This window comes from Streptomyces sp., from assembly GCF_035644915.1.
Taxonomy (GTDB): domain Bacteria; phylum Actinomycetota; class Actinomycetes; order Streptomycetales; family Streptomycetaceae; genus Streptomyces.
The window spans coordinates 19,756-30,837 of sequence record NZ_DASQNP010000256.1 but is presented as its reverse complement, the minus strand read 5'-3'; the positions used below and the strand labels follow the sequence as shown (position 1 = coordinate 30,837).

General features: G+C 75.2%; 11 protein-coding genes. 6 read left to right on the top strand and 5 right to left on the bottom strand.

Annotated elements, in window-relative coordinates; translation table 11 throughout:
- The first annotated feature begins 210 nt into the window (after nt 1-210).
- On the top strand, nt 211-1,041 hold the full coding sequence (locus VE546_RS26945; protein WP_324926828.1) for a helix-turn-helix transcriptional regulator: 831 nt from the start codon (nt 211-213) through the stop codon (nt 1,039-1,041).
- Nucleotides 1,034-1,249, top strand: a complete 216-nt coding sequence (locus VE546_RS26940; protein ID WP_324926826.1) for a DUF397 domain-containing protein — start codon at nt 1,034-1,036, stop codon at nt 1,247-1,249. The genes VE546_RS26945 and VE546_RS26940 overlap by 8 nt, the downstream gene beginning before the upstream one ends.
- 19 nt (nt 1,250-1,268) lie before the next feature.
- Here the strand turns inward: VE546_RS26940 and VE546_RS26935 are convergent, their stop codons facing one another.
- Both VE546_RS26935 and VE546_RS26930 read right to left on the bottom strand, forming a co-directional pair.
- A complete protein-coding gene (locus VE546_RS26935; RefSeq protein ID WP_324926824.1) occupies nt 1,269-2,174 on the bottom strand; it encodes an oxidoreductase in 906 nt (301 codons plus the stop codon).
- A gap of 21 nt (nt 2,175-2,195) precedes the next feature.
- A complete protein-coding gene (locus VE546_RS26930) occupies nt 2,196-2,744 on the bottom strand; it encodes a GNAT family protein (RefSeq protein WP_324926823.1) in 549 nt (182 codons plus the stop codon).
- A gap of 346 nt (nt 2,745-3,090) precedes the next feature.
- Between VE546_RS26930 and VE546_RS26925 the strand changes: the two genes are divergently transcribed.
- Nucleotides 3,091-4,005, top strand: a complete 915-nt coding sequence (locus tag VE546_RS26925) for a putative RNA methyltransferase (protein ID WP_324926821.1) — start codon at nt 3,091-3,093, stop codon at nt 4,003-4,005.
- A 37-nt stretch (nt 4,006-4,042) separates the two neighbouring features.
- On the opposite strand, the gene VE546_RS26920 is transcribed toward VE546_RS26925, so the two are convergent.
- From VE546_RS26920 to VE546_RS26910, 3 genes are all read right to left on the bottom strand, one after another.
- Nucleotides 4,043-6,142, bottom strand: coding sequence for a HelD family protein (locus tag VE546_RS26920; RefSeq protein ID WP_324926837.1), 2,100 nt, complete (start codon nt 6,140-6,142; stop codon nt 4,043-4,045).
- Between the two features lie 551 nt (nt 6,143-6,693).
- The gene (locus tag VE546_RS26915) at nt 6,694-7,161 is read right to left on the bottom strand and encodes a hypothetical protein (RefSeq protein ID WP_324926819.1); all 468 of its coding nucleotides are present in this window, start codon (nt 7,159-7,161) and stop codon (nt 6,694-6,696) included.
- Nucleotides 7,162-7,389: 228 nt separating this feature from the next.
- Nucleotides 7,390-8,070: a DJ-1/PfpI family protein gene (locus VE546_RS26910; protein ID WP_324926818.1), complete on the bottom strand. Its 681-nt coding sequence runs from the start codon at nt 8,068-8,070 to the stop codon at nt 7,390-7,392.
- 237 nt (nt 8,071-8,307) lie between these two features.
- Here VE546_RS26910 and VE546_RS26905 point away from each other — a divergent pair, with 237 nt between their 5' ends.
- The 3 genes from VE546_RS26905 to VE546_RS26895 all read left to right on the top strand — a co-directional run bounded on the left by VE546_RS26905 (nt 8,308) and on the right by VE546_RS26895 (nt 11,053).
- Complete coding sequence (locus VE546_RS26905) at nt 8,308-9,309, top strand: GlxA family transcriptional regulator (protein WP_324926816.1); 1,002 nt, start codon at nt 8,308-8,310, stop codon at nt 9,307-9,309.
- A gap of 48 nt (nt 9,310-9,357) precedes the next feature.
- Nucleotides 9,358-9,678, top strand: coding sequence for a hypothetical protein (locus VE546_RS26900; protein ID WP_324926815.1), 321 nt, complete (start codon nt 9,358-9,360; stop codon nt 9,676-9,678).
- A gap of 61 nt (nt 9,679-9,739) precedes the next feature.
- Nucleotides 9,740-11,053, top strand: coding sequence for a glycosyltransferase 87 family protein (locus VE546_RS26895; RefSeq protein WP_414720603.1), 1,314 nt, complete (start codon nt 9,740-9,742; stop codon nt 11,051-11,053).
- The last annotated feature ends 29 nt before the right edge of the window (nt 11,054-11,082 follow it).

The window sequence follows — 11,082 nt, the reverse complement described above, 5'->3', positions numbered from 1 at the left end:
TCATGGTACGCCTGTGCGACAGGGGAAGGGGCGGTCCGGTGGACGGCCGCCATGCCCCGGCAGGGGCCGCCCTCCTCGCGGAGGCGGCCCGTGACGACGGCCTCGGCACCCGGTACGACTATTACCGAAAGTGCTTTGACGATTACCGAAAGTGCTTACGGTGGGCGGGAGTTCAGTCCGTACGACCGTTCCACACAGGGGGAGCCCGCGATGACCGAGTCCAGGCAGCTCGACCCGTACACCTCGCCCCGCGCCTTCTACGGCGCCGAACTGCGCCGCCTGCGCGAGGCCGCGGGCCTGACCCAGGCACAGCTCGGCGAACGCGCCTTCTGCTCGGGCGCGTACATCGGCCAGTTCGAGACGGCGGTGCGCCGCCCGCAGATGGACGCCTCCAAGCTCTTCGACGAGATCCTCGGCAGCGGCGGGCATTTGCAGCGCCTGTGCAGGCTGGCCCGGGAGACCAAGCACCCCGAGTACTTCGCGGACGCGGCGGAACTGGAGAAGCTGGCGACGACGATCAGCGAGTACGCGCCGATGCTGGTACCGGGGCTGTTGCAGACCGAGGACTACGCGCGGGCCATCACACGGGCGACGCTTCCGCTCGCCCCGGATGTGGAGGTGGAGGAGCACGTCCAGGCCCGCATGAACCGGCAGCGCCTTCTGGAAGGCCCAACCACCCCGCAGATGTGGGTGGTTCTCCACGAGACGGTGCTCCGGGTCCCGATGGGCGGCCCGGCGGTCATGCGGGAACAGCTCCTGTACATTGCCCGACTCGGCCGCGATCATCGGGCCCTGGTACAAGTTCTTCCGTTCGCCGCTGCGGCCGATACCGGCATGAGCGGTATGGCGTCCGTCATGACCTTCGCCGACGCGCCAAGCGTCGTGTACACGGAGGACGCGATCACGGGTCGACTTGTCGATGAACCGGCGCTGGTAGCGGAGTACGAGAAGTCATACGATCTGGCCAGGGCTGCCGCGCTGTCGCCCAGGGAGTCCCTGGCCTTTGTCGAATCGGTGGCGGAGGGCTACCAGCATGAGTAACCCGCACGATCTGAGCACCGCAGCCTGGCGCAAGTCGTCCTACAGCAACGGGTCCGGGGGAAGCTGCGTCGAGGTCGCCGATGGCTTCCCCGGTGTCGTGCCCGTCCGGGACAGCAAGGTTCCCGGAGGGCCGGTGCTGGTCTTCCCGGCCGCCGGGTGGGCCGCGTTCGTGACGGCGGTCAGGGGCGAGGCGTTCCCCGCACGCTGACCGGCTGACGACGGTGCCGTCATGCCCCGGCGGGCAGGGAGTCCAGGCGGGCCAGCTCCTCCTGCGAGAGCCGCAGCGCGCCCGCGGCGACGTTCTCGACCAGGTGGTCCGGGTTGCCGGTGCCCGGGATGGCCAGGACGTGCGGGCCCTGCCGGAGCGTCCACGCGAGCCGGACCTGTGCGGGCGTCGCGCCGTGGGCACGGGCGACGGCGAGGACCTCCTCGTGCTCGGCGCCGGTCGCGCCCGCCTCGCGTCCCGCACCGGCGATCGCGAAGAACGGCACGTACGCCACGCCCTGTTCGCCGCACCGGCGCAGGAGGTCGCGTTCCTCCGCCGGTGCGCCGATGCCGTAGGGGTTCTGCACGCAGACCACCGGCGCGATGGCCCGCGCCTCCGCGAGCTGGTCGGCCGTGACGTTGGAGACGCCCAGGTGGCGGACGAGTCCGGCGTCGCGCAGTTCGGCCAGGGCGCCGAAGTGCTCGGCGATCGAGCCGTTCCTCCGGCTCGGCGGGACACGGAGGTTGACCACGTCCAGGTGGTCGCGGCCGAGTTGGCGGATGTTCTCCTCGACCTGGCCGCGCAGTTGCTCCGGCTCGGCCCACCACCACTCGCCCGACGGGTCGCGCCCCGGCCAGACCTTGGTGGCGATGACCAGGTCGTCGGGGTACGGGGCCAGCGCCCGGTTGATCAGCTCGTTGGCGGAGCGCAGGGACGAGAAGTAGAACGCGGCGGTGTCGATGTGGTTCACGCCGAGTTCGACGGCGCGGCGCAGCACGGCGATGGACCGGTCGCGGTCGCTGGGCGTGCCGGGGCCGAAGGCGGCGCCGCCGGTCAGGCGCATCGCGCCGAAGCCCATCCGGTTGACCGTCAGGTCGCCGAGTCGCCAGGTGCCCGAGGTCGCCGCGGTGACCGTCTCGGTGGTCATGTGGTTCTTCCCATCGCTCGGTTATCGCTCGGTCCGCCATGTCGCGGCCGGGAGCCGGTACGTCACGTGGCGGCGCAGCGGCCCGTCGGGAACGCGCGGGTGGTCGAAGTCGTCGGCGGGGTCGTGGGTCATGCCCAGGCGGCGCATCACCGCCTGGGAGCGGAGGTTGTCGGCCGTCGTCACCGCGACGATCTCCGGCAGGCGGAGGGTGTCGAATCCGAAGGCCACGGCGGCCCGGGCGGCCTCGGTGGCGTAGCCGTGTCCCCAGGCGCTGCGGACCAGGCGCCAGCCGGTCTGCACTCCGTCGACCGGTGTCCCCTCGTCCACCGGGCCCAGCCCGGTGACCCCGACGTACTCGCCGGTGGCACGCACCTCCACCGCCCACCACCCCCAGCCGCGCCGGTCGAGGTCGGCCTGATAGCGAGTCATGGCCTCCCGGCTCCGCTCGCGCGTGAGCAGGTCCGGGAAGTACGCGCGGACTTCGGGATCGGCGTTCAGCGCCGCCCAGGGCTCGAAGTCGGACTCCCGCCACGCGCGCAGCAGGAGGCGTTCGGTTCGCAGTTCGGGCATCGGGCCAACGTAACGCGGCCACGGGCCCGGGGCGATCGGCTTGGGAAGCCGCCCGTGCCCGCCGGGGCCGGGGCCTTCCGGAGTAGGGTCGGGGCATGGCATGCAACGGCGTGGCCCACTGCTTCCTCTGAACGGTGACAGGCACAGCGGCGTGACCACCGGGCCGCTGCCCGGGTGGTCGTACGGGAGGTGGTTCCCGGACGCCGCTGTCTCCGGCGTGTCCGCTCCCGGCCGTTGAGGACGTCCCCTCCTCCGTCCCGGGTGCGGCCGAACCCCGTCCCGATCCCGCCGACCAGGCGGCCCCGCCGCCGCGAGGACGAGCATGCCTTCACCGACGTCTTCCCTCATGCCTTCGCCGACGCCTTCACCCGCCGATCCCACCGGGCCCACCGACCCCGCCGACCTCGCCGGGCCCGCCCCCGACCCGTGGCACGGCCTCCTCGGCGTCCTGGTGTGCCCGCTGTGCGGCGCGCGCCTCCAGCGGGACGGCGGCGCGCTCCGGTGCGCCGCCCGCCACTCCTTCGACATCGCCCGCCAGGGGTACGTCAGCCTCCTGACGGGGAACGCGCACGCCGCGAACGCCGACACCGCGTCCATGGTCCGGGCCCGCGCCGAGTTCCTGGGGGCGGGCCACTACGCGCCGCTGACCCGTGCGCTGGCGGACCTCGCCACCGGGCTGTGCCCGCCGCGGGGCACCGTCCTGGACGCCGGGGCCGGCACCGGCCACTACCTGTCCGCCGTGCTCGACGCGCTCCCCGGGGCCGTCGGACTGGGACTGGACCTCTCCCGGTACGCCCTGCGGCGCGCGGCCCGGGCCCATCCGCGCGCCCGCGCGGCGGGCTGGGACGTCTGGCGGCCGCTGCCCGTGCGGACGGGCTCGGTCGACCTCCTGTTCAACGTCTTCGCGCCGCGCAACGGCCCCGAGTTCCGCCGGGTGCTCCGCGCCGGCGGCGCGCTCGTGGTCGTCACCCCCACGGCCCGGCACCTGGCGGAGGTGCGCCGCGAGGCGGGCCTGCTGTCGGTGGACGGGGCCAAGGAGCAGCGGCTGCACCGCACCCTGTCCGAGGGGTTCCGGCAGGTCGCCACCGAGGTGCGGGAGCACGTCCTCGACCTGTCGGCCCGGGACGTGCGGAACCTCGTGGCCATGGGCCCCAGCGCCCGCCACCTCGCGGACGAGGAGCTGGACCGCCGCGTCCCCGCGACCGGCGCCGGCCGGCGGACGACCGCGTCCTTCCGGATCTCGGTGTACCGGCCGCGGTGACGGCCCGCCCTGGAGGCGCTCGCCGGCGCGGACCCCGTCAGCGGTCCGCGGTCACGTGGTCCGCGCCGGCGAGCGCCTCCGGCAGCGGCGCGGCGTGGACCACGGTCAGGCCGGAGACGGCACGGGTCAGCGCCACGTACAGGCGGCGCAGCCCGGTGCGCTCGTCGGGCTCGCCGTCGACGACGGCGGCGGGCTCGTCCAGGACCACGTGGTCGTACTCCAGACCCTTGGCCAGCGACGCCGGGACCAGGGTGAGGCGGGTGCCGTCCGCCGTCTCCCCGCCCGGGTCCAGCAGGAGGTGCGGCAGCCCGGCGTCGGCCAGGGCCCCGGCCAGGACGGGTACGCGGGCGTCGGCGGCGATCAGCCCGATCGAGCCCTCCCGCTCCAGCGCCTCGCGGCAGGCGGCCACCACCGCGCCGTCCAGCTCCTCCACCGCCACGGCCCGCACCCTCAGGGAGCCGGCCGCGTCGCGGATCGAGGTCGCCTCGGACAGGCCCGGGGCGATGCGCGGCAGCAGCCGGGAGGCGTAGGAGATGATCTCGCGCGGGACGCGGAAGCCCTGCGTCAGCTCCTCGACCACCGCGTCCGGCTTGCCCAGGTGGGCCAGCGCCTCGGCCCAGCTCGCCGTCGCCCACGGCGTGGTGCCCTGCGCCAGGTCGCCGAGGACCGTCGCCGAACCCGTGGTGCAGCGGCGGCCCACCGCCCGGTACTGCATCGGGGACAGGTCCTGCGCCTCGTCCAGGACGACGTGGCCGAGCGAGGGGGTGCGCCGGATCAGGTCCGCGGCCTCGTCGATCAGCACGGTGTCCGCCGCCGACCACTTCGCCGACCGCACCCCGCGCGGCGGCTTCGCCCACAGGATCGCCTTGCGCTCCTCCTCGGTGAGGATTCCCTCGGAGCACTCGGCCAGGAAGTCGGCGTCGGACAGCAGGCGGAGCACCAGCTTGGCCGGGTCCACCTCGGGCCACACCGCCTTGACGACGGCCTTGACCGCCGCGTTGCGCGCCACCGTGTCCTGCACCCGGTCGTCCGGCGCCTCGCCCGCGCGCTCCATCCGCGTCAGGACGGCGTGCGCGATGCGCTGCGGCAGGGCCTCGCGGGCGGCGCCGTAGCGGATGCCGCGGTCCAGCAGCTCGCGGACGATCTCCTCCAGCTCGTACGCCGGGACGCGCCAGCGCCGCGAGCCGCGCACCACCACGCACGGCTCGGTGGGCATGGTCACGCCCGAGCGCACCGCCCGGTGCAGCACCTCGGCCATCCGGGCGTCGCCCTTGACGCGGGCCGCCTCCGGGTCGTCGGTGCCGCGCACCGTCACGCCCGTGGCCCCGGTGACCAGGTCGTCCACCGTCGTCTGATGCACCGTCAGCTCGCCCAGGGCGGGCAGCACCTGCTCGATGTAGCGCAGGAAGGACCGGTTGGGGCCGATGACCAGCGTCCCGGTGCGCGCCAGCCGCTCGCGGTGCGCGTAGAGCAGGTACGCCACCCGGTGCAGGCCGACGGCCGTCTTGCCGGTGCCCGGCGCCCCCTGGACGCACACCGTGCCGTCGATCCCGGCGCGGACGATCTCGTCCTGCTCGGGCTGGATGGTGGCCACGATGTCGCGCATCGGGCCGACGCGCGGGCGCTCGATCTCGCGCTTGAGCAGCGCGCTGACCCGTTCGGCCCCGGCCGGGTCGGACAGGCGCTCGTCCTCGTAGGCGGTCAGCTCGCCGCCGGTGTAGCCGAAGCGGCGGCGCAGCTCGACGTTCTGCGGGTCCTTCCTGGACGCGCGGTAGAAGGGCTGGGAGACCGGCGCGCGCCAGTCGATGACCATCGGGTCGCCGTCGGCGTCGTGGACGTGGCGGCGGCCGATGTAGTAGCGGGCGGCCGGGCCGTGCTCCGGGGAGGGGCCGTAGTCCAGGCGGCCGAAGAACAGCGGGGTGTCGGCGAGGTCGGCCAGGGCCTCGATGCGGGCGTCGATCTGCTGCTGGAGCACCTCGGCGTTCACCCAGTTGGCGGTGACGTCGGAGATGTCGAGCGCCTCCACGTCCTGGCGCATGGCGCGCAGCGCGGCCCGGGAGGCGGCGAGGTGGGCGCGTTCGCGGTCGAGCGGATCGGTGGACGGATCGGCGGGTCGGTCTGGGGCGTGCGCGGGCACGGTGTGGCCTCCGGCGGGAACGCACGGCGACGGCACGGCGGATCGCCCGCGAACGGCGACCGCCGCACCCCGGGTGCGGTGGACGACAGGTTGGAGGGGACCGCGGGGCGTCGACGGGGGCATCGCCGTCGAGGGGTGCGCGGCCCGCCGGCCGGTTGCCGACCGGCCGGCTCCTCCCCAGGCGGCACGGAGGTCCGGGCGTACGGGCCGTACGTCACCGTGGCGCGGGAGGCGGCAGACGCGTGATTGTAGCCCCGGCCGTCCCGGCGGGCGACCGGATTTCCCCTCCCGTGCCGCGGCCCCGGCCAGGCGCCGCACGGCCAGGAGCGCCCCGACGCCCGGCAGCAGGGCCAGGGCGACGGCCGCGGGAGTGCGCCGCGGGTCGCGGGCGACGGCGACGACGGCGAAGAGGTAGGCGCAGCCGTGCACGGGCCCCGCCAGCGAGGAGACGGCGGGGAGGTGCACGGTGGCCAGGTTCGCCAGCAGCACCAGGAGCGAGACGAACTCGACGGTGGCGGCGATGCGCAGGGGCTGTCCGGGACGGTTCATGGTCACACCCCCGTGGTGGAGCCGGGACGGACGATCATGAGGACCGTCACGACGGCCCAGAGCAGGTTGAAGACGCCGGTGAGCATGGCCAGGCGCACGGTGGCGTCGCGTTCCACCGCGGCGCCCGGCCGGTCGAGCCGGGCCAGGAGCGCCTCCTGGCCCGGGAGGACGAGCAGCGCGAGGACGCCGGCCGCCGCGGCGGTGAGCACCATCGAGGCGATCAGCCAGGCGTCGGTGAGGACGCCGAGACTGCTGGCGGTGGCCAGGCCGAAGACCGGGACGGCCAGGCCGATGCCCGCGTAGACGCGGCAGATCCGGTGCAGGAGCCGGACGGAGGCGAGGGACGCGGCGTCCGGCCCGGCCGGCGCCGCACGGCGCACGGCCGCGGGGAACATGCTGGCCGCCACGGTCACCGGACCGATGGCGATGATGGCGGCCAGGACGTGGACGGAGAGGAGGAACTTCGTCATCGGGCGGCTCCGGACCCCCGCTCGGCGGCCGCGCTCCGCGGCCACGCGCGGGAGCGCCGCTCGCCCGGCGGGGCGTCGGGGGTCGGGTTCCGGATGCCTTCGGCTGCTGACATGGCGACGGCGGTCTCTTCCTTCGGATCGTGCTTCGGTGCGGGCCCCCGGGGCGGACGGGCGTACGGGCCCCCGGGGCGTGCGGGCGGATGGGCGTGCGGGCCGGGGCCCGCGCGGTCAGCCGGCGGACGCGGGCGCGGGGTCGCGGCGGGACCACACGCCGCCGCGGCGCTCGTAGGCGAAGAGGCTCTCCACCGCCTGGGCGACCTGGGGGCCGACCTCGCGTTCGAGGAGGTGGAGGGCCACGTCGAGCCCGGAGGTGACGGCGGCGCCGGTGACGAGGTCGCCGTCGTCGACGACGCGGGCGGCCACGGGACGGGCGCCGGTGGATTCCAGGAGGTCCATGCCCAGGTGGTGCGTGGTGGCGGGACGTCCCTGGAGGAGCCCGGCCATGGCGGGGATCAGGGAGCCCCCGCACACCGTGGCGACCAGCGTGTCCTCGCGTTCGAGGGCCTCCTTGAGCAGGGCGGGCAGCCCGGTTTCCAGGGTGCGGCCGAGGATGGCGGGGATGGTGTCCGGCTGCTCCTCCTCACCGGCCCCCTCCCCGGTGTCCCCGGTGGGGATCCTGCCGGCGGCGCCCGGCAGGACGACCACGTCGGCACGGGCGGGGTCGAGCGCACCGGTGGCACGCAGGCTCAGCGGCGGGGTGCCGCTGGGCACCTCGCGGGCGCCCTCGGCGGTGACCAGCTCGACGGTCACCGCGCCGCCCGTGATCCCGCCCGCGGCGTGCAGGACCTCGTAGGGGGCGATGACGTCCAGCGGGTCGAACCCGTCGAACAGGACGAACTGTGCGTGCATCGAATGCCGTTCCTTCCGTGTGGCCGTTTCCCGGCATGCCGCTCACGGGCCATGCCGCCTCCGCGCATGGTCCGGATCTCGCAGCGTCAGGCTAGGGCGGCCGTCCGGCGGCTCCCACTGGCTGAAATGACAATTTCCAACGGGTTCCCGCCAGGGGCACCGTCCTGCGGAAAAGCCGACGACACCTCCTCCGACCTGCCCGTGGAGAGATGGCGATTTCTCGCTTACCGTGGCGCCATGCACACGGTGGCGATCCTGGCCCTGGACCATGTGGTGGCGGCCGACATGGCGATCCCGATCGACGTGTTCAGACGTGCCCGGCTGGCGGACGGACGCCGCCCGTACCGCGTCCGGGTCTGCGCGCCGACGCCGCGGGTGGACTGCGAGACCTTCACGCTCACCGCCCCGTACGGCCTGGAGGCCCTGCGGGAGGCGGACACGATCGTCGTGCCGGGATGCTCGGAGGAGGCCCCGCCCCCCGGGGAGGAGGTGCTCGACGCCCTGCGCGAGGCCGCCGCCGCGGGCACCCGGATCGCCTCCGTCTGCACGGGCGCGTTCACCCTCGCCGCGGCCGGGCTGCTGGACGGGCTGAGCGCGACCACCCACTGGCTGGCGGCCCCCCGGCTGGCCGAGATGTTCCCGCTGGTCGACGTGCGGCCGGACGTGCTGTACGTGGACAACGGCCAGATCCTGACCTCGGCCGGGGCGTCCGCGGGGCTGGACCTGTGCCTGCACATCATCCGGCGGGACCTGGGGTCGGCGGTCGCGGCGGACTCGGCCCGGCTGTCGGTGACGCCGCTGGAACGGGAGGGCGGGCAGGCGCAGTTCATCGTGCACACCCAGCCGCCGGTGCCCCGGGGATCGCTGCTGGAACCGGTGCTGGCGTGGATCGAGGACAACCTCGACCGGGAGCTGACCCTGGCGGAGATGGCCCGGCGCGGCGGGATGAGCGAGCGGACCTTCAGCCGCCGGTTCCGGGAGCAGCTCGGCACCACGCCGCTGCAGTGGCTGCTGCGGGCCCGGGTGCGGCGCGCGCAGTTCCTGCTGGAGACCACCGACCACGGCGTGGAGCGCATCGCGGCGCAGGCCGGTTTCGGGTCGCCCACCGCGTTCCGGGAGCGGTTCAAGCGGGTCGTCGGCGTCACCCCGCAGGCCTACCGCTCCTCCTTCCGCGCCGGGGCCTCCGGCGGGATCGTGCGCCCCCGGTCCCACCGGGACGAAGCCGGCGTCCGGATCTAGGATGGAGGGAGACCGATCGGGCGAAAACCGGCGAGGGGGGCAACAATCATGAGCAGTGCGCCCGCATCCCCTCCGGCCTCCGGCGGCCGGCCCCGGGGGGCCACCGCGCTCGGCGCGCTCGACGCCCGCAGCGGTCACCGGCACCGCAGGCACCTGCTGGGCGACGCCCTCCGCGCGGTCTCCGTCTTCGTCTCCGCCGCCTTCGACGTCGCGGTCCTCGGCGACTACGCCGAGGTGCGGGACGAGGAGAGGCGCGAGGAGGAGGCGGAGCGGACGCGCAGACGCGCGGCAGGGGCAGGGGAGCGGGCGGGCGCCCCGGCCGGTCCCGGCCGGCACCGGCTCCTCCGGTCCGCCCGGGCCGTCGGTTAGGGTCGCCCCGCGGTGGTGACCGCGGAGGACCGACGGACCGGAGCGACCAGGAGGCGGCCGAGTGCCAGCCGTGCCCCCACAAGCCGACCCCCGCCCCGAGCCCTGCCCCGGCGCCGGGCCCCGTCCCGACGCCCGACGCGAGCCCTGTCCCGGCGCCCGACGCCGTACGCCGCGCCGCCGTGCGTACGCGGCCGTCGCCCTGCTCGCCCTCTCCCTGGCCGCGCTCGCCGCGCTCTGCCTGGCCCAGCCGAACGTCCTGGTGGACGTCCTCGTCTACCGCGCCGAGGGGCGGGCCGTCCTGGACGGCACCGACCTGTACGGCTTCACCGTCACCGAGTGGGAACTCCCGGCCACCTACCCGCCCTTCGCCGCCCTGCTGTTCGTCCCGACCGCCTGGCCGCCCCTGCCCGTCGTCCAGGCCCTCTTCGCCGCCGGCAACGCCGTCCTGCTCGCCTGGCTGGTCCACCTCTCCCTGCGCCTGGCCGGACGCCGTGCCGGACCCGCCGCCCTGGTGACCGCCACGGCGCTCGGCGTGTGGCTGGAACCGGTCTTCCAGACCTTCGTCTTCGGGCAGATCAACCTCGCCCTGGCCTGCCTGGTCCTGTGGGACCTGACGCGCCCGGACGGCGCCCGGGGCAAGGGCCTGGCCATCGGTGTCGCGGCCGGGATCAAACTCACCCCCGCGATCTTCGCCGTGTACCTGCTGCTGACCGGCCGCGTCCGGGCCGGGCTGACCGCGCTGGCGGGCTTCGCCGGGACGGCGGCGGTGGGCGCGGCCGTCCTGCCGGGCGCGAGCGCGGACTTCTGGACGCGGCGGCTGTTCGAGACCGGCCGGGTCGGCAAGGCGTGGATCGTCGACAACCAGTCCCTCCAGGGCCTGGCCGCCCGTCTCCTCCACACTCCCGAGCCCGGCCCGTGGTGGGCGGTGCCCGCGGCGGCGGCCGGCCTGCTGGGCCTGTGGCTCGCCCGCCGCGCGCACGCCCGGGGGCAGGCGGCCTGGGGCGTGCTGATCACCGCGGGCACGGCACTGCTGGTCTCACCGATCAGCTGGTCGCACCACTGGGTGTGGTGCGTGCCCCTGCTCGCCGTCCTGGCCGCCTCCCGCCGCCGGTGGCCGGTGTACGCGGTCGCCGCCGTCTTCACCGCCCGCACCCTGTGGCTCGTCCCGCACTCCGGCGACCTCGACCTCCACCTCCCCTGGTGGCAGCAGCCCCTCGCCTCCCCGTACCCGCTCCTGGCCCTGGCCCTGACCGGGTACGCCGCGCGGCGGTTGCGAGGGGGCCGGCGCCCGGCCCCGGTGCAGACCTCGGCCCCGGCCCCGGCCCCGGCGCCGCCGGGCGGACGGGAACGGGAGCGGGAAGGGGAACGCCCGTGAGCGGGGGAGGTTCCGCGCGGGGCGGAGTG

Coding starts and splice junctions, on each gene's coding strand:
- VE546_RS26940 (WP_324926826.1), top strand. CDS start 1,034: ATGAGTAACCCGCACGATCTGAGCACCGCAGCCTGGCGCAAGTCGTCC.
- VE546_RS26945 (WP_324926828.1), top strand. CDS start 211: ATGACCGAGTCCAGGCAGCTCGACCCGTACACCTCGCCCCGCGCCTTC.
- VE546_RS26900 (WP_324926815.1), top strand. CDS start 9,358: ATGAGCAGTGCGCCCGCATCCCCTCCGGCCTCCGGCGGCCGGCCCCGG.
- VE546_RS26910 (WP_324926818.1), bottom strand. CDS start 8,070: ATGCACGCACAGTTCGTCCTGTTCGACGGGTTCGACCCGCTGGACGTC.
- VE546_RS26935 (WP_324926824.1), bottom strand. CDS start 2,174: ATGACCACCGAGACGGTCACCGCGGCGACCTCGGGCACCTGGCGACTC.
- VE546_RS26915 (WP_324926819.1), bottom strand. CDS start 7,161: ATGACGAAGTTCCTCCTCTCCGTCCACGTCCTGGCCGCCATCATCGCC.
- VE546_RS26925 (WP_324926821.1), top strand. CDS start 3,091: ATGCCTTCGCCGACGCCTTCACCCGCCGATCCCACCGGGCCCACCGAC.
- VE546_RS26905 (WP_324926816.1), top strand. CDS start 8,308: ATGCACACGGTGGCGATCCTGGCCCTGGACCATGTGGTGGCGGCCGAC.
- VE546_RS26930 (WP_324926823.1), bottom strand. CDS start 2,744: ATGCCCGAACTGCGAACCGAACGCCTCCTGCTGCGCGCGTGGCGGGAG.